Genomic DNA, 21,847 nt, shown 5'->3' with positions numbered 1-21,847 from the left:
CGGGCCACCTCACCCCGGAGGGGGAGGATCTTGGCGCTCTAGATGCTCCCCCTCTGGGGGAGCTGTCGCGGAGCGACTGAGGGGGATCCGCCGCAGGCGGATCAGATCCCCTCGTCCTCCAGGGCCTTGGTCGCGGTGTCGATGCGCGTCTGCAGTTCGCGCATGAACTCGCCGCGCTTGAGGCCGGCGGGGATGGGCGGCAGGTATTCGAAGACGATGACGCCTGGCTGGATCAGCAGGCTCTTGTGCACCCAGTGCTGGCCGCAGTTCAGGGCCAGCGGGGTGACCGGCAGCTCCAGTTCGCGATAGAGCGCGGCGATGCCGGGCTTGTAGTCGCCCGGTTCGCCGACCTTGCCGCGGGTGCCTTCGGGGAAGATCACCACCTGGCGGGTTTCCTTCATGCGGTCGACGCTGTCGCGCACCAGCTTCTTGAGGGCGGTCGAATGGCCGTCGCGGTCGACGACGATCATCTTGGCCTTCAGACCGTGCCAGCCGAACAGCGGCACCATCAGGAGCTCCTTCTTCATCACGAAGCAGGCGTCCGGCAGGATGGCGAACTGGCTGAAGACGTCGAACATCGACTGGTGCTTGGCGGCCACCAGGGCCGGGCCGGTGGGAACCTGGCCGCGCACCTCGACCCGCACGCCCGCCAGCAAGCGCAGGCCCAGGATCACGCCCTGCGACCACAGGCGCATGGCGGCGCGATTGACCGGGCGCGGCAGGGCCAGGGTCACCAGCATCAGGATGGCCATGGTCGCCGACCACAGCCAGAAGAACAGCTGGAACAGGAACGAGCGCAGATAGATCAAGAGTCTTTCCCCGTTGCCGACGTCTCGGCGGGCTTGTCTTTCGGACCCAGGTTCAGGAACGCCTCGCGTCCCAGGATCGCCAGGTACTTGCAGTATTCCACGATCATCCGCCGGGCGGTGTGCGAGCCTTTCCACCAGCGGCGAGCGTTCAGGCTCTCGGTGGCCACCGGATAGGGCGAGAGCTTCACGTCCGGCATGGTGGCGCGCAGTTCCAGCATCGAGCGCGGCATGTGGTAGTCGGCGGTGACGACGATCAGGCTCTTGTAGCCGCGGGCCTTGGCCCATTCGGCGGTTTCGCGGGCGTTGCCGACGGTGTCGGCGGCGGCGAAGCCCAAGTCGACGCAGCAGTCGTAGATCGGCTTGACCGCCTTGGTGACGTCCAGCACGTCGGCGCGGGTGGCCTCGCGGTTGACGCCGGAGATCAGCAGGCGCTTGCCCTTGCCGGCTTCCAGGAGCTTGGTCGCCGCTTCCAGGCGCAGGTTCGAGGCGCCGGTCAGCACCACCACGCCGTCGGCGACGGGCGGATCGGCGGCCGGGGTCGAGCGCTCCACCCGCGAGGTGAAGGCCAGCAGGCCCAGCACCCAGATCATCACCACGATCAGGAAGGCGGCGATGCTCTTCACGGCATGTCCTTCAGCAGGCGGAGGGCCGCGGCGCGCGCGGCCAGCCCCGCGACCAGCGCGGCGATCAGCGGGCAGGGCAGGGGCGCCAGAAGGTCGACCCAGGCCAGAGGCAGCACCGGGGTCAGGCCCGAGCCGCCCCCCGCCAGCCGCGCCGCGACGCCGACGATGACCGCCGCCGCGCCGCCGAGCAAGCCCGCGCTGGCGGCCATGGCCGCGAACCGGTTCTGGAACAGGCGGGCGATGAAGGGCGCTTCGGCGCCGGAATGGTGCAGCACCTCGATCACCTCGTGGCGCGCGGCCAGGCCAGCGCGGGTGGCGAAGGTGATGACGGCCGCGGTCGCCGCGGCGATCAGGGCGAACACGCCCAGCGCCGCCCAGCGGGCCAGCCCCGCGCCGCGTTCGATGTCGGCGATCCAGCGGCTGTGGTCGTCGACGATGGCGTCGACCGCGGCCTCGTGCAGGGCCTTGGTGAGCGCCGCGGCCGTGGCCGGAGCCTTCGGATCGAGGTCGAGGGTGACCAGGCGCGGGGTCGGCAGGTCGGCGACCAGGGCGTCGCGGCCGATCCACGGCTCAAGCAGGGCCTCGGCCTTGTCCTTGGTCAGCGCCTGGGCCTGGACCACGCCCTTGACCCCGGCCAGGGTCTCGGCCGCGCGGGCGGCGGCGCTGTCGGGGGTCTCGACGGCCTTGGCGCGGACGACCACGGTGGCTGAGCCGGTCAGCTGGGCGCTCCAACCCTCGGCGGCGCGGTTGGCGGCCAGGGCCGCCAGGGCGGTCAGGCAGGCCAGGAAGCACAGAACGGCGACGACGAAGACCAGCGCCCCGTCGCGCGCGTCGCGCGGCGGCAGCAGCGGACCCGGCTTCCAGCGATTGAGGTCGAACGGCCCGCTCATGGCGCCTCGCCCGTGTCGACCAGGCGGCCGTGCTCGAGGTGCAGGACGGGGCGGCCGGCGCGGGCGACCAGTTCCTCGTCATGGGTGGCGATCAGCACCGTGGTGCCCAGGCGGTTGAGCTCGACGAACAGGCGCAGCAGGCGCAGCGACATGGCCGGGTCGACGTTTCCGGTCGGCTCGTCGGCCAGCAGGATGTCGGGACGGTCGACGACGGCGCGGGCGATGGCCAGGCGCTGCTTCTCGCCGCCCGACAGGGTGGCCGGCAGGGCGTGCATGCGCTCGCCCAGGCCCACCCAGTGCAGCAGCTCGGCGACGTCGTCGCGATAGGTGTTGGGCTTGCGGCCGGCGATGCGCAGCGGCAGGCCGGCGTTGTCGAACACCGAAAGGTGCTCGAGCAGGCGGAAATCCTGGAACACCACGCCGATGCGGCGGCGCAGGAACGGCAGGTCGGCGCCCGGAACCAGGTTCACGTCGCGACCGAACAGCTCGACGCGACCCCGTGACGCACGATGGGCCAGGTAGATCAGCTTGAGCAGCGAGCTCTTGCCGGCGCCCGAGGCCCCGGTGAGGAAGTGAAACGAGCCCGGGGCAAGGGAAAACCCGATGTCGCGCAGGGTTTCGGGACCCCGCCCGTAGCGCATGGAGACGCCTTCGAAACGGACCACGGGGACGGCGTCGAGGTCTTGATCTGCGCCGGTCCGCAAGGGTGTGTCGATGGGGTTTCTGGACATCAGGGTTAAAATCGGCGACCTCCAATGCTGTAAAGCGGGGATGACCGATTCGCGGCCATGATACTGACCTGTCCGGAGTGCGCCAGCCGCTATTTCGTCGACGACGCCAAGGTCGGTTCGGCCGGCCGTGTTGTGCGCTGCGCCTCGTGCGGCGCGCGCTGGACCGCGCGTAACGAAACCGCCGCCGACGAAGACCTGTTCGACGCGCCGCAAGCCGCGGGGGCGTCCTCCGGCGCGGCCAACGACGCCGCCGTCTCGGCCGCGCTCGACCCGCTGCACGCCCTGGACGACGAGCCCGAGCCGGAACCGCCGGTCAGCGCCCTGCCGGGCGAGGAGCTGCCCAAGGTCTTCCGCGCCCGCGCCGACGCCGAGCGCCGCCTGAAGGAAGCCAAGACCACCGGCATCGTCTGGGCCTCGATGGCCGCCTTCGTGGTGCTGGTGCTGGGCTGCGCCTGGGTCTTCAACCTGAACATCGGCAAGCTGATGCCCGGCACGGCCGGCGCCTACGCCATGATCGGCAAGCCGATCAACACCGTGGGCCTGATCGTCGAGGAAAGCAGCATCCGGGCCGAGCCCTCGATGGTGGACGGCCGCGCCGCCCTGACCGTCACGGGCGTGATCCGCAACATCACCGACAAGCCTGTTTCGGCCCCGCCGCTGCGCATCGCTCTGCTCAACAAGGGTCAGAAGCGCGTGTCGGGCCAGCTGGCCGCCGCCGCCGATCCGGTCATCCCGCCGGGCCAGACCCGCCACTTCTCGGTCACCCTGCTGGACCCGCCGTCCAGCGCCCAGGTGCTGGAGGTCGGATTCGCCGTCGAGAAGGGCGCGGCCCATGCGGTGAAGACCGGCCTTGGTCCGGCCAAGGCCGGCCACGGCGAGCCCGAACTGCGCGGCGCCCAGGACACGCCGACGACGGATCATGCCGCGCAGGAGGCCCATGGGGCCGATTCCGCGGCGGAAGGGGCTGGACATGACGCCCCTGGACATGAGACCGGAGCGGCCGAACCGGCCCCCGCCGACCATCATTGACCAAGATCCCCTGACATGACCGAGCTCCACCGCCCCGAAGTGCTCATTTCCGAGCAAGAAATCGCCGAGCGGGTGGAAGCCCTGGCCCGCCAGATCGCCCCGCGCATCGACGACGACACCGTCGCCGTCTGCCTGCTGACCGGCGGCCTGTGGTTCGCCGCCGACCTGACCCGCGCCCTGTGGAAGGCCGGTCGCAACGTCCGCTTCGACGCCCTGTGGCTGGCCTCGTACCATGACGAGCGCAAGAGCACCGGCCGTTGCGAAGTGCGCGCTGACCTGCAGCGCCCGCTGGTCGGCCGCCGCGCCCTGGTCGTCGACGACGTGTTCGACACCGGCCTGTCGCTGTCGGAAGCCGCGCGCCTGGTCAAGGACGCCGGCGCCAGCGAAGTGCTGACCGCCGTCTTCGCCCGCAAGCCCTGGCCGACCTCGCGCGGCATGGAGCCCGACTTCGTGGCCTGGGAAGCCCCGGCCCGCTACCTCGTCGGCTACGGCCTCGACGACGAAGGCAAGAGTCGCGGCCTGCCGTACATCGGCGCGCTGGATTAAGTTTTGAGGCCTGATCTTTCTCCCCCTGCGGGAGAAGGTGTCGGCTAAGCCGACGGATGAGGGGTTTCTCAGACGCAAAACGCCGCGACAGCTGAAAAGCCGCCGCGGCGTTTCTGTTGGTGCGCCCCCTCACCCGATCCCTCCGGGAGGCCACCCTCTCCCGCAAGGGGAGAGGGACGCTATTGATCCATCGCCCTCTGGGTGGTCGCGATGAAGCCGCCGCCGAGGACGCGTTCCGGATCGGCGGGGTCGTAGAGCACGCAGGCCTGGCCGGGGGCCACGCCTTCTTCCAGGACGTCGAACACCAGGCGCACGCCGCCGTCTTCCAGCGTCAGGCGGCCGGGCACCGGCTCGCGGGTCGAGCGCACGCGGGCCAGGACCGGCGCATTGGCCTTGGCCGCAGCGATCACGTCGTCCTCGCCGCCCAGCCAGTTGTCTTCCTTCAGCGTCAGCGACTTGGTCAGCAGCGCCTCGCGCGGGCCGACCACGACGTGGCGCTTGTCGGCGTCGATGCGCACGACGAACAGCGGCTCGCCGGTGCCGCCGCCGACATTGAGGCCCCGGCGCTGGCCGATGGTGTAGCGGGTGACGCCCTCGTGGCGGCCCAGCACCTTGCCGTCCAGGTGCACGATGTCGCCGGCTTCCGCGCCTTGCGGGCGGATGCGGTCGATCACCGTGGTGTACTTGCCCTCGGGCACGAAGCAGATGTCCTGGCTGTCGGGCTTGTCGGCCACCGACAGGCCCAGCGCCGCGGCGACGGCGCGCACCTCGGGCTTGGAGAAGCCGCCCAGCGGGAAGCGCAGGAAGTCGAGCTGCTCACGCGTGGTGGCGAACAGGAAATAGGACTGGTCCTTGGCCGGGTCGGCCGCGCGGCGAAGCTGCGGGCGGTTGCCGCCGCCGACAAAGCCGCGTTGCACGTAGTGGCCGGTCGCCATCGCCTCGGCGCCCAGGTCGCGGGCCACGTCCAGCAGGTCGCGGAACTTGACGGTCTGGTTGCAGCGCACGCAGGGGATCGGGGTTTCGCCGCGCAGGTAGGCGTCGGCGAACTCCTCGATGACCTGCTCCTTGAAGCGGCTTTCATAGTCCAGCACGTAGTGCGGGATGCCGATGCGCTCGGCCGCCATGCGGGCGTCCATGATGTCCTGGCCCGCGCAGCAGGCGCCCTTCTTGGAGATCGCCGCGCCGTGGTCGTAGAGCTGCAGCGTCACGCCCACCACGTCGTAGCCGGCATGGGCCAGCAGAGCGGCGGTGACGGTGGAATCGACGCCGCCGGACATGGCCGCGACGATCCGCGTGCCCTCGGGCAGGCCGACGGCCTGCTTGGCGGCCTGGGCGGCGCGCGCGATGAGGGCGTCGCCCTCCGGAACGGGGGCGTGGGCGGGGTCGAAACGGGCGAGGTCGGCGTCCATCGGCGCTATTTAGAGCCTCGACCCCGATTTTGCGAGGTGGAGCAGCGCCGCAGCCTGCTTGCGGCCTATTTCAGCACGTTCAGCAGCGACGAGGCCTGGAGCGAAGAGAACACCTGAGCCGAGGCCTGGACGGCCAGCTGGGCGGCCTGCAGGCGGGTGACGGCCTCGGCCATGTCGACGTCGACGACGCCGCCGATCATCACCGTCAGGCTGTCGGACTGGTCCTGCAGCGACACCTGGGCGTCATCGAAGCGCTTCTGGTTCAGGCCGTTCTTGCCCTGGGCGGTGACCAGGTCCTTGTGGGCGTCGTCGAAGGCCGGCAGCAGGCCCTTGAGGAAGGTCGACTGGGCGTCGGTCAGGTTGCCGGTGAACGGGCCGTTGGCGTCGACATAGGCCTGCACCTGCTTGAAGGCGTCGAACAGGTCGGTGCCCAGGGCGTCGCCCAGCACGCCGGTCGAGACCGTGGTCGACTCGTCGATGCGGTTGGTCGTGATGTACTGGTCGTTCTGGAACAGCGAGGCCGTGCTCGGCGCGGCCGTCAGGTCGGCCATGCTGGTGGCCGTGGTGGTCGCCGTGTCGTTCCTGGCGCCCGAGAACACGTACTGGCCGTTGGACTTGGTGTTGAGGCCCTGAACCGCGTCGCCGAAGGCGTTCTGCAGTTGCTGCATCAGGGTGGTGGCGTTGCCGGCGGCCAGGGCGTTGGCGATCGCCTCGCGGGCGCTGGTGGCCGAGTTGGCCAGGCGCTCGATGCCCATGTCCTGCATCTCCAGCCGGTTGGAGACGAGCTTTGTCTGGTCGAGGAAGCCGTCGATCTTGGCCTGGGCGCTTTTCATCGCCGTCAGCATTTCGGCGTTCTTGGCGTAGCCCTTCAGGTCGCTGGCGACCTTCTGGCTGGAGACCTGTTCGCCGATCTGGTTCTGGCGCACCTGCGCCAGCATCAGGTTCGACGTCATCACGCCGTAGTTGCCGGAGGTGGAGACACGGGTCATGGCGGACCTCAGATGATGTTCACGAGGACGTCGTACATGTCCTTGGTCGCCTGGATCAGGCGGGCCGAGGCGTTGAACGCCTGCTGGTACGTCGTCAGATTGATGAGCTCTTCGTCGAGATTGACGCCCTCGTGCGACTGGCGCTGGGTGTCGACCTCGACTTTCACGGAAGCGGTGGCGTCCTTCTTGGACTCCGCGGCGGCCGCCTTGCGGGCGATCGAGCCGGCGAAGTCGGCGCCGTAGCGCAGCACGCTGCTGGTGGCCGCGCCGACGCCGCCGGCGGACGAGAAGTTGACCGAACTGTCGCCGGCCTTGGCCAGGGCCAGGGCCCCGCGGGCGTCGCCGACGGCCAGGGCCGGGGTCCCGGCCGCGGCGGTCAGGTCCAGCTTGGCGAAGGGCAGGCGGCTGGGGTTGCCGTTCATCGCCGCATCGACGGTGTAGCCCGAAGCGCGCGTGCTGCGCTCGGACGGGCCCAGGCCGAACAACTGGCTCAGCGAAGGGCCGCCGACGCCGCGCTGGGTGCCGTCCTCGACCACCGACAGGGTCACCGGCGAGGCGCTGTTGGAGCTGAAGCTCAGCGCGCCCTTGGAGTCGAGCGCGAAGGTTCCGTACTGGCCCGCGCCGTCGCTGCGCGAGTTCAGGGCGTTCAGCATGTCCTGCATGGTGCCGCCGGCCGGCACAGTGACCTTCACGTCGCGGATGCGGCCGCCCTCGATGTCGGTCAGCCGCAGGGTGATCTCCTCGCCCGGCGTGAAGCCGTGCTGCGAGGCCGTGGTCATGCCCGTCTCGTAGGGCGAATAGCCCGTCTGGCGGACGACGTCGTTCATGCCGAAGAAGTGGCTGAAGCCCTTGCCGGCCTTGGTCGACGGGTTGGTCGGGTCGTCGGCGATGGCCACGCCCAGGCCGCCGTTGGCCGACAGGCTGAGCGCGCCGTTCGAGAACGAGGCCTGGCCGTCGGCGCTCAGGGCGCTGTTCAGCTGGGTCAGGAAGTTGGCCGGGGTGAAGGCCGGGCCGGCGACGCCGTCGACCGTCATCGAACCGGCGCTGAAGTCCACCTCGATGCGGCGCTGGATGACGCCGGCCGAGTTGGTCAGGGCGATGGTGGTCTTGCCGGTGAAGCCGGTGAGGGCGGTGGTCGCGTCCAGGCCCGTGTCGCGGCCGGTCATGCTGGCCGGGGCGGGGACCGACGAGTTGGCGTTCGAGGCGCGGTTCAGTTCTTCGGTGGCGCGGGTGACGAACTCGCCCAGCTGGTCGGACAGGGCCGGCAGCTCGGTGTTGCGCAGCTCGAGCAGGCCCTTGATCTCGCCGCTGCTGATATAGAGCGGGCTGGCCTGGCCGCCGCTGTTGGCCGAGGTGACGGTCAGGAAGCCGTTGGCGGTGGGCGACTGCTCGTACTTGATCACGGCCGCGCCTTCGCCGGCCAGGCTCATGCCCTCGGTCGAGCGGATCAGCACGCCGCCGTTGGCGCGCTGGCTGACCTGCACGTTCATCAGCGACGACAGCTCGTCGATCAGGCCGCTCTGGATGTTCTCCGACCCGGTGGCGTCGACGCCGGTGGTCTTGGCGCGGGTGATGTCGGCGTTCAGTTCGTCGATCTGCTTGAGCAGCACGTTCACGCGGTCGACGTCGGCCGAGATCTTGGTGTCGGCGTCCTTGCCCAGGCTGGACAGGCCGGCGGTGACGCGGCTGCTTTCACCCAGGAAATCCTCGACCTTGGTCAGGGCCTGGGCGCGCAGCAGCGACGAGGACGGCTCGTCGGCGGCCTGCGAGAAGGCGCTGAACACGTCGTCGAGCATCGAGAAGAAGTTGGTCTTGGCGCTGGGGTCGCCGAACAGCTCCTGAGCGTTGTCCAGCGCGCTCGAGAGGGCCGAGGCGCGACCGGCGTCCGACGCGGCGTTCAGGCTGGCCGACTGCAGGAAGCGGTCGGTCGCGCGCTTGATCGCGTCGATGTTGACGCCCACGCCCATGCCGTTCGACACGAGGTTGGACTGGCTGACCGTCTTGCGAACGTAGCCGGCGGTGTTGACGTTGGCGATGTTGTCGGAAACGACGCGCATGCCCGTCTGGGCTGCCATCATCCCCGACGTCGCGGTGTTCAGGATGGTGTTCAGCGACATCAGCGATCTCCTGTCCGCTCGGCAAAGCACGAACCACGCGACGCGACCTTGCCCGGCGAAACTTGCCGGGTCGGCGTCGAGAGCGTCTCGTTTCCGTTGTGCAAACCGTTGAAATACAAGGCGTTGGGTTCCATGCGCCGTGCGGACGACGAGGAGGGGAGCGCAAGGATGGCGCCAACCCGGGCCGTTCCCCGGCTGCGACGCGCCGACGCGGCAAAGGACGGGTCATTCTTTCCGTTTCCGCTCGGCAAAAACCGCCGCAACCTGCCGAAATCAAAGGGTAAATCAGAGATTAAAACCTTTTGAATCAATGACTTGAAAGAAATTTCCGGGTTGGCCCGGCGATTGCTCAGAGGACGGCGGATCAAGGCGTGCTCCATCCGAGCCGTCGTCCAGCCGAGCGTACCGACCCGCATGACCGCGATCGCCGCCTCTCTTCCGCTCCCGACGCCCGCCCAGGGCGCCGCCGGCGCGTCCGACGCCTCCGGCGCGGGCGACGTCTTCGGTGCGCTGCTGGCCGCCAAGGGTGCGAGCGAAGACGCGACGAAGGACCAGCCGAGCGCTCGTCCCGCCGCCGGCGGCAAGGCCGCGGCCAAGCCGACGGCCGACCGCAAGGCCGATGACCGCAAGTCGGTCGACGCGGCCGCCGGTCAGGACGCCGCCGCCGCCCAGGCCGGCGCGGCCGTGGTCGCCGCCATGAGCACGCAACAACAGCAGCAGCCCGCCGCTGGCCAAGCTATCGATGGCGAGGCCCTGGCCGCCGCCGCCGAGGCTTCGGTCCCGGCCGCCGGGTCGAGCGATCTGCTGGCCAAGGCCGCCGACCTGGTGGGCGACGTGGCCGAAACCGTTTCCGACGCGGCCAAGCTGACCGGCGCGACCCCGGTCGCCGCCGCCGCCCAGACCGTGCAGGCCGCCGCCGACCTGGTGGCCGATGCGGCCGCGCCGCAGGTCGACGCCGAGGCCGTCCTGCCGGCCGCCGCCGACGCCGCGGCCGAAGTTCCCGCCGTCGACCTGACCAAGCTGGCCGCCGCCCAGCCGCAGGCTCCGGCCGCCGAGACGCCCGCGGCCGCCCCGGCCCAAGCCCAGGCTCAGTCGCAGCCTCAGGCCCAGCCCCAGGCCAAGGCCGCCGCCGACGCCGCCCAGCCGGCCGCTGCTTCGCTGGGCGACGAGATCGCCAGCCTCAAGGCCGTGCAGCTTCCCGCCGACGCCGCCGCCGCGACCACGGCCGCCGCGGCTCCGGTCGACACCGCCGAGGTCGCCGCGCCGGTCGAGGCCCAGGCCGCCGCCGCCGAAACCGCCAAGCCCGCCGAGACCGTCCAGGCCCCCGCGCCGAAGGCCGGCAAGGTCGAGGTCGCGGCCAAGGGCGAGGCTGTCGTCACGGCTCATGCCGTCGCCGCCGATCAGGCCGCCCACGACGCCGCCACCAACAGCGACAGCGGTTCGCAGGGGGGCGACGCCTTCGCTCAGATGGCTGCCGACGCCGCGCCGGTCGACGCCGCCGCGCCCAAGGCCGAGGCGACCTTCGCCCCGACCGTCCAGACCCAGGCCGCCGCGACCGCCCAGGCGCCCGCCGAGACCATCGTGCGCGGCTCGCCCGAGACCGTCGCGGCCCTGTCGGCCGAGATCGCCAAGAAGCTCGAGGCCAAGACCACCCGCTTCGACATCGTCCTGACGCCGGAAGGCATGGGCAAGGTCGACGTGCAGGTGCGCATCGGCGCCGAGGGCAAGCTGACGGCCGTCATGGCCTTCGAGAACCCGCAGGCCGCCGCAGATCTGCGCCACCGCGCCGGCGAGCTGCGCCAGGCGCTGAGCCAGGCCGGCTTCGACGTCGCCGACAACGCCCTGAAGTTCGATGTGTCGAGCCAGGGCGGCAACGGCGGCCAGGGGCAGCAGCAGAACGCCTTCTTCGACTTCCAGGGCGGCGACCACGGTCGCCGCGCCTTCGCTGGCCGCGCCTTCGCGGGCGCCATGGCCGAAGACATTCCCACCCTTTCGGCTGCGTCGCTGATCCCGGGTTACCGCCTCGCGGAATCCGACGGCGTCGACGTCAAGATCTAGGAGCAAGCGTCATGGCCACCACGACCGCGACGTCCGGCAGCACCTCGGTGATCGACAAGATCAACAACTCGAGGAACCAGCTGGCGAGCAGCGAAGAGACCTTCCTCAAGCTGCTGACCACGCAGATGAAGAACCAGGATCCGTTGTCGCCGATGGATTCCAACGCCTTCACCGGCCAGATCGTCCAGATGACGGGCGTCGAGCAGCAACTGGTCACCAACGACCTGCTGGCGGCCCTGGTCGGCATGAACGACGGCGGCATCGCCGACGCGGTCAACATGATGGGCAAGCAGGCCACGGCCGAGACCGACACCTCGGTGCTCAAGGACGGCAAGGCCAACTGGAGCTACACCATCGGCCGCAACGCCACCTCGGTGAAGATCGAGGTGCTCGACAAGTACGGCAACGTGGTCGCCACCAAGCTGCCCGACGACATGAGCAAGGGCGACCACACCTTCGAGTGGGACGGCAAGGACAGCACCAGCGGCGTCCAGCAGCCCAACGGCGCCGCCTACACCCTGCGCGTCACCGCCGTCGACGGCGAAGGCACGAAGATCGCCACCACCTCCAAGGGCCGCATCGAAGGCATCGTGACCGCGGTGACCAGCGAGAGCGGCCAGAACATGGTCACCATCGACGGCGTCAAGGTGCCGATCAGCCAGGTGATCGGCGTCACCAATCCTCCGGACAAGACCCCGGAAACCGAAGCCGAGGCCGCTTAAGCCTCCAAGGAATGAACCGGGCGTCAGAATGACGCCGACGCGGTCCCCCACCGAGCCAGACGGCCGACCTGGGACCCAAACGCAAACTGCGCTGAACCCCGCCAAACAAACCTCACGAGCAGGATTTCAGTCATGTCCATCAACAGCGCCATGCTCTCGGGCGTCTCCGGTCTGGTCGCCAACTCGTCGGCCCTGGCCGCGATCTCGGACAACATCGCCAACGTCAACACCGTCGGTTACAAGCGCTCCTCGGCGAACTTCTCGACCCTGGTCACCTCGCAGAGCAAGAACAACACCTACAGCGCCGGCGGCGTGAAGTCGCTGACGCACCAGTTCATCAGCCAGCAGGGCCTGACCCAGTCGACGACCTCGAGCCTTGACCTGTCGATCGCCGGCTCGGGCTTCTTCGTCGCCACCGAGAAGCCGGAAGGCCTGACTGCCACCGACACCCGCTCGTTCACCCGCGCCGGTTCGTTCCAGCTGGACAACCTGGGCTACCTGAAGAACGACGCCGGCCTGTACCTGCAGGGCTGGCTGGCCGATCCCGTGACCGGCGCCATCACGCCCGACCCGTCGGACCTGACCCAGCTGTCGTCGATCAACGTGGGCAGCGTCGGCGGCACCGCCGAGAAGACCACCCGCGTCGGCGTCAACGCCAACCTGCGTTCGGAACAGGCCGTCTCGGCCGCCGCCAACGCGCTGTCGACCAAGACCGGCGTCGCCGACTCGAACGCCGTCACGGCCGACTACGCCGTCCGCTACAGCCCGACGGGCAACGGTAACGAGTATCAGGTCGAGGTCCGCCGCGCGGGCGTCGTCGTCGACACCGGCACGGCCGCGTTCGACCCGACCACGGGCGCCCTGACCAGCTACACCCCGACCGGCGCGGCCGGTCCGGCCGGCTCGATCAACGCCGGCGGCGGCGCCACGGTGTCGTTCGCGGCCCTGGGCCTGAACACCAAGGCCGACGCGGTGAACGCCGGCGCCTACGACCCGACCACCCGCTCGATGTCGGACTACGCCGAGGATCCGACCACCGGCGTCAAGCCGGACTTCGAGATCCAGATCCCGGTCTCGGACTCCAAGGGCGGCCAGCGCACCGTCACCCTGTCGCTGCTCAAGGGCCCTGGCCCGAACGAGTGGTTCGCCGAACTGCGCGCCAAGCCGGGCGACCTGGACAACAACACCAACGGCCTGATCAGCTCGGGCAAGATCACCTTCACCACGGACGGCAAGCTGGCCTCGGTCGGCAACCTGTTCGGCGGCGTCAACCCGACGGCGATCCACATCGGCGCTTCGGACCCCACCGCCACCGGCACGGGTCCGCGCTGGGCCGATGGTCTGGGCATCGATTCCCAGGACATCCAGATCGACCTGGCCAACGCCGCCGGCGGCCTGACCCAGTACAACAGCCAGTCGGTCGTGCAGTCGGTGAACACCAACGGCACCGCGTTCGGCAACCTGACCAACATCGAGGTGGATGAAGACGGCTACGTCTCGGCCATCTTCGACAACGGGGTGACTCGCCGGATCGCCCAGGTGGCCATCGCGACCTTCTCGAATCCCAACGGCCTGAAGGGCGTCAATGGCAACGCTTACCGCGTCACCAACGAGAGCGGCACCTACAGCCTGAAGACCCCGGGCCAGGGCGGTGCAGGTTCTCTGGCCCCTTCGACGCTGGAAGCTTCGACTGTCGACCTGTCGACTGAATTCACCGGCCTGATCACTACGCAACGCGCGTACTCGGCCTCGTCGAAAATCATCACTACCGCCGATCAGATGCTGGAAGAACTTCTGAGCATTAAGCGTTGATCATAGGTATTAACTTGTCTTAATCAGAGTGTGTCACATCGATACACTCTGATGGCTGGAGGAAGTCCCTTGTTTAGGTCTTTCTTTACTACCGGAATTAAGCCGTCGTTATTCCCCGGCGCCTATATTCCTCGTCAACAGTGATGGTTGTGGGAAAGGCGTAAAGCCATGTTGCAGCAGCAGCGCACGAACAGCCGGGGTGAAAAGTACGTCATCGGTCCGACCGGTGCGCCTCTGACCCTGTCGGATCTTCCGCCCCCGGAAACCCAGCGTTGGGTGATCCGGCGTAAGGCCGAGGTGGTGGCCGCCGTCCGCGGTGGGCTCCTCTCGCTCGACGAGGCGTGCGATCGTTACAAGCTGACCAACGAGGAATTCCTCGCCTGGCAGCAGTCGATCGATCGTCACGGGATGGCGGGTCTGCGGACCACCCGGCTTCAGCAGTACCGCTAAACGGCGGAAAAACTGAAAGGGCGCGAGGAGTTATGCTCCGCAAAGCGCCCGAACGGTCTGTTCAGCGGCCGCGCCCCCTGGGGCGCGGCCGCGACCATTTGGCGCCTATGGAGCCGGGATCCGGCCCCAAATCTAAAGCCGTCGTTAACCATCGACTGGGTAAATCCTGCCTAGCGACGGCGGATTTCCATCCGTCTCGTTTGCGCCCCGTTCGGACGCAGTTTGAGGGACAGGCCCAGTGGATAAATTCCTGAGCGCGATTCAGAGGTTCGGCGTCGGTCGACTGGCCGCCCTGGCGGGCGTCGCCGTCGGCTCCATCGCCGTGCTGGCCGCGGTTGTGATGATGCTGGGCAAGCAGCCGAGCGAGCTGCTGTATTCGAATCTCGACCTCAAGGAAGCTTCGGCCGTCACCCAGGCGCTGGACCAGGCCGGCATCAAGTACGAGACCAAGGGCGACGGCTCGACCATCATGGTCGCCCGCGACAAGGTCAACTCCGCCCGCCTGCTGGTTTCGGGTAAGGGCCTCGTGACCTCGGGCTCGATCGGCTACGAGATCTTCGACACCGGCAACGCCATCGGCCAGACCGATTTCGTCCAACAGCTGAACCGCCAGCGCGCCCTGCAGGGCGAGCTGGAGCGCACCATTCGCGGCTGGCAGGGCGTGCGCGACGTCCGCGTCCACCTCGTTCTGCCCAAGCGCCAGCTGTTCGAGGAAGACGCCGAGCAGCCGTCGGCCGCCGTCACCATCGGCACCGCCGGCCGCGAGCCGTCGTCGGACATGGTCGCCGCCGTCCAGAACCTGGTCGCCGGTTCGGTCCCGGGCATGAAGCCCGAGCGCGTCAACGTCATCGACGACCACGGCAAGACCCTGTCGGCCGGCGGCGATGAGAGCCTGGCCGGCCGCCTGGCCCAGGACCGCAAGTCCGAGGCCGAGGCCCGCATCGCCAAGAGCGTCAAGGAAATGCTCGACGGCGTCCTTGGTCCCGGCAAGGCCCGCGTCACGGTCACCGCCGACCTCGACCTGAACCGCATCACCACCCAGGAAAAGAAGTTCGATCCGGACGGCCAGGTCGTGCGCTCGGAAAGCACCAGCGCCAACAACCAGTCCGAGACCCGCAACGACGACACCAGCGGCGTCACCGCCACCCAGAACATCCCCGGCGGCCAGCCGGCCGGCTTCCAGCCCGTCGGTTCGAACTCGGGCAGCAACGAGACCACCACCAACTACGAGATCTCCGAGTCGGTCCGCACCGAAGTCACCGAGCCGGGCTCGATGAAGAAGGTCGCCGTGGCCGTGGCCGTCGACGGCGTCACCGCCGCGCCGGGCAAGGACGGCAAGCCGGGCGCCTACACCCCGCGCACCGCCGAGGAGATCGCCCAGATCGAAGAGCTGGTGAAGACCGCCATCGGTTACGACGCCGCCCGCGGCGACCAGGTGAAGGTCACCAACATCCGCTTCCCGACCGCCGAGGACCAGGGCCTGGACGGCAAGGGCGGGCTGATGGCCGGCTTCGACAAGAACGACCTGATGCGCGTCGCCGAGATCGGCGTCCTGGCCATCGTCGCCCTGCTGATCCTGCTGTTCGCCGTGCGTCCGTTCATCAAGAGCCTGACCCAGCCGGCCGGCCAGCATCCGATCCAGCTGGCCCTGGGCCAGGGCGACCAGCCGGTGACGCGCCTTGTCACCCTGTCGGACGGCACCACCCAGCAGGTTGTCGTCGACCAGTCGGGCGAGCCGATCGCCATCGCCGGCCCGGTCAGCGACATCGACCAGCGTATCGACATCGCCAAGATCGAGGGCCAGGTGAAGGCCTCGTCGATCAAGCGTGTGTCGGAGTTCGTCGAGAAGCACCCCGAAGAGTCGGTCGCGATCCTGCGCAACTGGCTGCACGAGTCGGAGTGATCGGATGAAGGCCGCCGTCACAGACATCGCCAAGCTGGCCGGGCCTGAAAAGGCCGCCATCGTCCTGCTCGCCCTGGGTGAAGACCACACCAAGATCTGGGAAGCGCTGGACGACGAGGAGATCAAGGAAGTCTCCCAGGCCATGGCCAGCCTGGGCACGGTTTCGGCCAGCGTGGTCGAAGAGCTGCTGGTCGAGTTCGTCTCGGGCATGAGCTCGACGGGCGCGATCATGGGCTCGTACGAGCAGACCCAGCGCCTGCTGATGTCGTTCATGGCGCCCGAGAAGGTCGACCAGCTGATGGAAGAGATCCGCGGTCCGGCGGGTCGAACCATGTGGGACAAGCTGGGCAACGTGAACGAGGCGGTGCTCGCCAACTACCTGAAGAACGAATACCCCCAGACCGTCGCCGTCGTGCTGTCGAAGGTGAAGAGCGACCACGCCGCCCGCGTGCTGGCCTGCCTGCCCGAAGACTTCGCGCTGGAATGCGTCACCCGCATGCTGCGCATGGAGCCGGTGCAGCGCGAGATCCTCGACAAGATCGAGCAGACCCTGCGGATCGAGTTCATGTCGAACCTGGCGCGCACCTCCAAGCGCGACAGCCACGAGATGATGGCCGAGATCTTCAACAACTTCGACCGTCAGACCGAGGCTCGCTTCATCGCCGCCCTGGAAGAGCGCAACCGCGAGGCGGCCGAGCGCATCCGGGCCCTGATGTTCGTGTTCGAGGACCTGTCGAAGCTGGATCCGGGCGGCGTGCAGACCCTGCTGCGCGCCACCGGCAAGGAACAGCTGGCCCTGGCCCTGAAGGGCGCCTCGGACAAGCTGCGCGAGATGTTCTTCTCCAACATGTCCGAACGCGCCTCGAAGATCATGCGCGAGGATATGGAAAGCATGGGCCCGGTGCGTCTGAAGGACGTCGACCAGGCCCAGGTCGCCATGGTCCAGATCGCCAAGGACCTCGCCGCCAAGGGCGAGATCATGCTGGCCGGTTCGGGCAGCGACGACGAGCTGATCTACTGAGGCGCGCGGGATGAGCAACGGAACCTATCAGCGCTTCGCCTTCGACACGGTCTTCGACGACCGTGGCGGGATCGCCTACGAGGCGCCCAAGGTGAAGAAGAGCTTCACGCCCGAAGAAGTCGAGGCCGCGCGCGCCGAGGCCTATGCCGAAGGCGAGCGCTCGGCCGTGGCCCGCGCCGAGCAGGAAGCCGCCCAGGCCATGAACGCCATCGCCCACGCCGTGCACGGGGCGCTGGCGACCCTGTCGGCCGTCGCCCACGAGCACCGCGAGCACGCCGCTCGCCTGGCTCTGGCCTGCGCCAACAAGATCGCCGACGCGGCCCTGGACCAGTTCCCCGAGGCGCCGGCCTCGGCGGCGCTGCTGGCCCTGGCCCGCGAGGTCGAGGCCCAGCCCAAGCTTTCCGTCCGCGTCGCGCCGCACCTGGTCGAGCGCACCCAGGCCGCCCTGGAGCAGACCGCCCAGGCCATCGGCTTCCCGGCGGCGATCGTGGCCCGCGCCGACGGCGCCCAGCCGCCGGCCGCCTTCGTCCTCGACTGGGGCGACGGCCGCGCCGAGTTCAATCCCGACGAGGCGGCGCAACGCGTCGCCCAAGCCCTGGAAGCCGCCATCGCGGCCGAAGGGCTGCACGCCGAACCCCTTCTTCCTAGCGAAGGCTGACCGCCATGTCCGACGACCTGACCCTCAACGATTTCAACGGCGGCATGCTGGCCTCGGAAATCCCGGTCGAACTGAGCGACAAGATCGCTTCCGACCTGGCTCCGGTGTTCGATGTTCCCGTCAACATCTCCGCCGTGCTCGGCCGCTCGAACATGTCGGTGGCCCAGCTGCTGCAGCTGCAGGCCGGCTCTATCCTCGAGCTCGACCGCAAGGTCGGCGAGGCGATCGACATCTACGTCAACAACCGCCTGGTCGCCCGGGGCGAGGTCGTCGTCGTCGACGAGCGCCTGGGCGTGACCATGACGGAAATCATCAAGGACGGCGACGCCGCGGGCTGACGCCCAGGCTTGCCGTCCACCCAGTCCGCGCCTTCTGAAAGAGGGCGAAGCAGTAGAAGATCGGTCCTGAAGGGCCGCCCGGAGACAAGACAATGCGCCTCTTGGTCGTTGGTAAACTGAACGGTCAGCTCTCGGTCGCCGTGAAGATGGCGATGAACGCCGGGGCCAAGGTCTCGCACGTCGAGACGACGGAGCAGGCCACCAACGCGCTGCGGGCCGGGCAGGGCGCCGACCTGATGATGGTCGACTACGGTCTCGACATCGCCGGCCTGATCGCCGCCAACGAGAACGAGCGCATCCGGGTGCCGGTCGTGGCCTGCGGCGTCGACGCTGACCCGATGCGCGCCGCCGGCGCCATCAAGGCCGGGGCCAAGGAATTCATCCCGCTGCCGCCGGACGCCGAGCTGATCGCCGCGGTCCTGGCCGCGGTCACCGACGACAACCGTCCGATGATCGCCCGCGACCCGAACATGGAGCAGGTGATCAAGCTGGCCGACCAGGTTGCGCCGTCGGACGCCTCGATCCTGATCACCGGCGAAAGCGGCTCGGGTAAGGAAGTGATGGCCCGCCACGTCCACGCCAAATCGCGTCGGGCCAAGGCGCCGTTCATCAGCGTCAACTGCGCCGCCATCCCCGAGAACCTGCTGGAAAGCGAGCTGTTCGGCCACGAGAAGGGGGCCTTCACCGGCGCCCTGGCCCGCCGCATCGGCAAGTTCGAGGAAGCCAACGGAGGCACCCTGCTGCTGGACGAAATCTCGGAAATGGACGTGCGCCTGCAGGCCAAGCTGCTGCGCGCCATCCAGGAGCGCGAGATCGACCGCGTCGGCGGCACCAAGCCGGTCAAGGTCGACATCCGCATCCTCGCCACGAGCAACCGCAACCTGGCCGACGCGGTCAAGGAAGGCGTGTTCCGCGAAGACCTGCTCTATCGCCTCAACGTCGTGAACCTGGCCCTGCCGCCGCTGCGCGAGCGCCCGGGCGACATCATCAATCTGTGCGAGCACTTCGTGAAGAAGTACTCGGCCGCCAACGGCATCGACCTGAAGCCGATCTCGGCCGAGGCCAAGCGCCGCCTGATCGCTCACCGCTGGCCGGGCAACGTGCGCGAGCTGGAAAACGCCATGCACCGCGCGGTGCTGCTGTCGACCGGCGCCGAGATCGAGGAGTTCGCCATCCGCCTGCCGGACGGCCAGCCCCTGGCCCCGGCCCCCGACGCGGCCGTGGCCCGCGGCGCCTCGATGGCCGCGGCCGAAGCCGTGGCCGCCGCGGCGGTGACCCGCAGCTTCGTCGGCCAGACCGTGGCCGAGATGGAGCAGACGCTGATCATCGACACCCTGGAGCACTGCCTGGGCAACCGCACCCACGCCGCCAACATCCTGGGCATCTCGATCCGCACCCTGCGCAACAAGCTCAAGGAATACGGCGACGCCGGCGTCAACGTGCCCCCGCCGCAGGGCGGCGTCGGCGCGGCCGCCTAAACCTCAAGTGTAGAATTTGTTCGGCGCCCGCGACGATCGGTCCGGCGCCGAACATGGCTAATTTCGATTAAGGAGATGGCGGGCCGTCACAAATCGCTTCAAGCGGAACGGTCACGTCCGAGAAACAGCAGCAAGGCTTTCCATGGCTGACGCCGCCGCCCCCAAGGCCGCTTCCTCGATCCCCAGCGCCAAGTCGCTGTGGGAGGGGATCCTGCGCGGCGAGATGGGCCTGGCCGTCGGCGTCGTGGGCATCATCGTCCTGCTGATCCTGCCGGTGCCGCCGGCGCTGCTCGACATCCTGCTGGCCGTGTCGCTGACCGGCTCGGTGCTGATCCTGATGACGGCGGTGCTGATCAAGAAGCCGCTGGAGTTCACCTCTTTCCCGACCGTCCTGCTGGTCGCGACCCTCTACCGCCTGGGCCTGAACATCGCCTCGACCCGCCTGATCCTGGGCAATGGTCACGAGGGCGGCCACGGGGCCGGCGCGGTCATCGCCGCCTTCGGCAACCTGATGATGCAGGGCAACTTCGTCATCGGCGTGATCATCTTCATCATCCTGGTGGTGGTGAACTTCATGGTCGTGACCAAGGGTTCGGGCCGCATCGCCGAAGTGGCCGCGCGCTTCACCCTGGACGCCATGCCCGGCAAGCAGATGGCCATCGACGCCGACCTGTCGACGGGCCTGATCGACCAGGACCAGGCCAAGATCCGCCGCAAGGAACTGGAGCAGGAAAGCACCTTCTTCGGCGCCATGGACGGCGCCAGCAAGTTCGTGAAGGGCGACGCGGTCGCCGGCCTGATCATCACCGGCATCAACATCGTCGGCGGCATCCTGATCGGCGTCGTGCAGCACAAGGTGCCGATCGGCGAAGCCGCCTCGACCTACACCCTGATGACCATCGGCGACGGCCTGGTCAGCCAGATCCCGGCGCTGATCATCTCGATCGCCGCCGGTCTGGTGGTGTCGAAGGCCGGCGTCGAGGGCAGCGCCGACAAGGCCCTGACCACGCAGCTGGCCATGAACCCGGTCGCGCTGGGCATGGTCTCGGCCTCGTCGGGCGTCATCGCCCTGATCCCCGGCATGCCGCTGCTGCCGTTCGCGGGTCTGGCCGTCGGCGCGGGCTTCCTGGCCTATCGTCGCGCCCAGCAGGCCAAGCTCGCCCCGGCCAAGGAGGCCGCCGAGGCCGCCGCCGCCGCGGCAGCCGCCGCGCCGGCCGAGCCGGAAGAAGAGCCGATCAGCGCGGCCCTGGCCATCGACGACGTCAAGATCGAGCTGGGCTACGGCCTGCTGACCCTGATCAACGATCTGGAAGGCCGTCGCCTGACCGACCAGATCCGCGCCCTGCGCAAGACCCTGGCCACCGAGTTCGGCTTCGTCATGCCGCCGGTGCGCATCCTCGACAACATGCGCCTGGCCAACCAGGGCTACGCCATCCGCATCAAGGAGATGGAGGCTGGCCTGGGCGAAGTGCGCCTGGGTCACCTGATGGCCATGGACCCGCGCGGCGGCCAGGTGGAGCTGCCCGGCGAGCACGTGCGCGAGCCCGCCTTCGGCCTGCCGGCCACCTGGGTCGCCGACGACCTGCGCGAGGAAGCCACCTTCCGCGGCTACACGGTCGTGGATCCGGCCACCGTGCTGACCACGCACCTGACTGAGATCCTCAAGGAGAACATGGCCGACCTGCTCTCCTACGCCGAGGTGCAGAAGCTCCTGAAGGAGCTGCCGGAGAACCAGAAGAAGCTCGTCGACGACCTGATCCCCGGCGTCGTCAACGCCGCCACCATCCAGCGCGTGCTGCAGGCCCTGCTCAAGGAGCGCGTGTCGATCCGCGACCTGCCGCAGATCCTGGAAGGCATCGGCGAGGCCGCTCCGCATACCGGCTCGGTCACCCAGCTGGTCGAGCAGGTGCGCGCGCGCCTGGCCCGCCAGCTGTGCTGGGCCAACCGCGGCGACGACGGCGCACTGCCGATCATCACTCTGTCGGCCGACTGGGAGCAGGCCTTCGCCGAAGCCCTGATCGGGCCCGGCGAGGACAAGCAACTTGCCCTGGCTCCCTCGCGCCTGCAGGACTTCATCCGCGGGGTGCGCGACACCTTCGAGCGTGCGGCCCTGCAGGGCGAGTCGCCGGTGCTGCTGACCAGCCCGGGCATCCGTCCCTACGTCCGTTCGATCATCGAGCGCTTCCGCGGCCAGACCGTGGTGATGAGCCAGAACGAGATCCACCCCCGCGCCCGTCTGAAGACGGTGGGGATGGTCTAGGGCC

At 68.8% G+C, this 21,847-nt stretch carries 20 protein-coding genes; 12 read left to right on the top strand and 8 right to left on the bottom strand.

The genetic code is table 11. The features are described 5' to 3' along the window. Positions 1–101: 101 nt before the first annotated feature. The 4 genes from G5B46_RS13375 to ftsE are packed head-to-tail and all read right to left on the bottom strand — an operon-like array spanning position 102 to position 3,053. Entirely contained in the window at positions 102–809 is a 708-nt protein-coding gene (locus tag G5B46_RS13375; protein WP_165259290.1) for a lysophospholipid acyltransferase family protein, read from the bottom strand. Next, positions 806–1,432 (bottom strand): YdcF family protein, encoded by a 627-nt coding sequence (locus G5B46_RS13370; RefSeq protein ID WP_165259289.1) that lies wholly within the window; start codon positions 1,430–1,432, stop codon positions 806–808. Before G5B46_RS13370 ends, G5B46_RS13375 begins: the two co-directional genes overlap by 4 nt. Continuing rightward, on the bottom strand, positions 1,429–2,322 hold the full coding sequence (locus G5B46_RS13365; protein ID WP_165259288.1) for an ABC transporter permease: 894 nt from the start codon (positions 2,320–2,322) through the stop codon (positions 1,429–1,431). Before G5B46_RS13365 ends, G5B46_RS13370 begins: the two co-directional genes overlap by 4 nt. Continuing rightward, positions 2,319–3,053, bottom strand: coding sequence for a cell division ATP-binding protein FtsE (gene ftsE / locus G5B46_RS13360; RefSeq protein WP_165259287.1), 735 nt, complete (start codon positions 3,051–3,053; stop codon positions 2,319–2,321). Before ftsE ends, G5B46_RS13365 begins: the two co-directional genes overlap by 4 nt. Positions 3,054–3,110: 57 nt before the next feature. On the opposite strand from ftsE, the gene G5B46_RS13355 reads away from it, so the two are divergent. Together G5B46_RS13355 and G5B46_RS13350 are read left to right on the top strand one after the other, a co-directional pair. Beyond that, positions 3,111–4,082 carry an MJ0042-type zinc finger domain-containing protein gene (locus G5B46_RS13355; protein ID WP_165259286.1) on the top strand — a complete coding sequence of 324 codons (972 nt, stop codon included), beginning with the start codon at positions 3,111–3,113 and terminating at the stop codon, positions 4,080–4,082. Between the two features lie 15 nt (positions 4,083–4,097). Continuing rightward, complete coding sequence (locus G5B46_RS13350) at positions 4,098–4,628, top strand: phosphoribosyltransferase (protein ID WP_101718025.1); 531 nt, start codon at positions 4,098–4,100, stop codon at positions 4,626–4,628. 179 nt (positions 4,629–4,807) lie between these two features. On the opposite strand, the gene mnmA is transcribed toward G5B46_RS13350, so the two are convergent. From mnmA to G5B46_RS13330, 4 genes are all read right to left on the bottom strand, one after another. Then, on the bottom strand, positions 4,808–6,037 hold the full coding sequence (gene mnmA, locus G5B46_RS13345; RefSeq protein ID WP_165259285.1) for a tRNA 2-thiouridine(34) synthase MnmA: 1,230 nt from the start codon (positions 6,035–6,037) through the stop codon (positions 4,808–4,810). Between the two features lie 65 nt (positions 6,038–6,102). Beyond that, complete coding sequence (locus G5B46_RS13340) at positions 6,103–7,026, bottom strand: flagellin (RefSeq protein ID WP_165259284.1); 924 nt, start codon at positions 7,024–7,026, stop codon at positions 6,103–6,105. Positions 7,027–7,034: 8 nt separating this feature from the next. Further along, positions 7,035–9,143: a flagellar hook-associated protein FlgK gene (gene flgK / locus G5B46_RS13335; protein ID WP_165259283.1), complete on the bottom strand. Its 2,109-nt coding sequence runs from the start codon at positions 9,141–9,143 to the stop codon at positions 7,035–7,037. Next, positions 9,143–9,511 (bottom strand): hypothetical protein, encoded by a 369-nt coding sequence (locus G5B46_RS13330; RefSeq protein WP_165259282.1) that lies wholly within the window; start codon positions 9,509–9,511, stop codon positions 9,143–9,145. Before G5B46_RS13330 ends, flgK begins: the two co-directional genes overlap by 1 nt. Positions 9,512–9,557: 46 nt before the next feature. Here G5B46_RS13330 and G5B46_RS13325 point away from each other — a divergent pair, with 46 nt between their 5' ends. The 10 genes from G5B46_RS13325 to flhA all read left to right on the top strand — a co-directional run bounded on the left by G5B46_RS13325 (position 9,558) and on the right by flhA (position 21,843). Then, the gene (locus G5B46_RS13325; RefSeq protein WP_165259281.1) at positions 9,558–11,201 is read left to right on the top strand and encodes a flagellar hook-length control protein FliK; all 1,644 of its coding nucleotides are present in this window, start codon (positions 9,558–9,560) and stop codon (positions 11,199–11,201) included. 11 nt (positions 11,202–11,212) lie between these two features. Continuing rightward, complete coding sequence (locus tag G5B46_RS13320; protein WP_165259280.1) at positions 11,213–11,923, top strand: flagellar hook assembly protein FlgD; 711 nt, start codon at positions 11,213–11,215, stop codon at positions 11,921–11,923. A 132-nt stretch (positions 11,924–12,055) separates the two neighbouring features. Beyond that, entirely contained in the window at positions 12,056–13,735 is a 1,680-nt protein-coding gene (flgE, locus tag G5B46_RS13315) for a flagellar hook protein FlgE (RefSeq protein WP_165259279.1), read from the top strand. Between the two features lie 168 nt (positions 13,736–13,903). After that, positions 13,904–14,185, top strand: coding sequence for a DUF1153 domain-containing protein (locus G5B46_RS13310; RefSeq protein ID WP_165259278.1), 282 nt, complete (start codon positions 13,904–13,906; stop codon positions 14,183–14,185). A 238-nt stretch (positions 14,186–14,423) separates the two neighbouring features. Beyond that, on the top strand, positions 14,424–16,088 hold the full coding sequence (gene fliF, locus G5B46_RS13305) for a flagellar basal-body MS-ring/collar protein FliF (protein ID WP_165259276.1): 1,665 nt from the start codon (positions 14,424–14,426) through the stop codon (positions 16,086–16,088). Between the two features lie 4 nt (positions 16,089–16,092). Next, positions 16,093–17,109: a flagellar motor switch protein FliG gene (gene fliG, locus G5B46_RS13300; RefSeq protein WP_058346610.1), complete on the top strand. Its 1,017-nt coding sequence runs from the start codon at positions 16,093–16,095 to the stop codon at positions 17,107–17,109. Positions 17,110–17,119: 10 nt separating this feature from the next. After that, the gene (locus G5B46_RS13295) at positions 17,120–17,767 is read left to right on the top strand and encodes a flagellar assembly protein FliH (protein ID WP_165259275.1); all 648 of its coding nucleotides are present in this window, start codon (positions 17,120–17,122) and stop codon (positions 17,765–17,767) included. Between the two features lie 5 nt (positions 17,768–17,772). Continuing rightward, positions 17,773–18,105: a flagellar motor switch protein FliN gene (gene fliN / locus G5B46_RS13290; RefSeq protein ID WP_058346608.1), complete on the top strand. Its 333-nt coding sequence runs from the start codon at positions 17,773–17,775 to the stop codon at positions 18,103–18,105. Between the two features lie 92 nt (positions 18,106–18,197). After that, positions 18,198–19,583: a sigma-54 dependent transcriptional regulator gene (locus G5B46_RS13285; protein ID WP_165259274.1), complete on the top strand. Its 1,386-nt coding sequence runs from the start codon at positions 18,198–18,200 to the stop codon at positions 19,581–19,583. Positions 19,584–19,725: 142 nt separating this feature from the next. After that, positions 19,726–21,843 (top strand): flagellar biosynthesis protein FlhA, encoded by a 2,118-nt coding sequence (gene flhA, locus G5B46_RS13280; RefSeq protein ID WP_165259272.1) that lies wholly within the window; start codon positions 19,726–19,728, stop codon positions 21,841–21,843. Positions 21,844–21,847 lie beyond the last annotated feature (4 nt).

Origin of the sequence: Caulobacter sp. 602-2, from assembly GCF_011043625.1 — a bacterium.
Lineage (GTDB): Bacteria > Pseudomonadota > Alphaproteobacteria > Caulobacterales > Caulobacteraceae > Caulobacter.
This window is presented reverse-complemented; position numbering and strand designations above follow the sequence as displayed.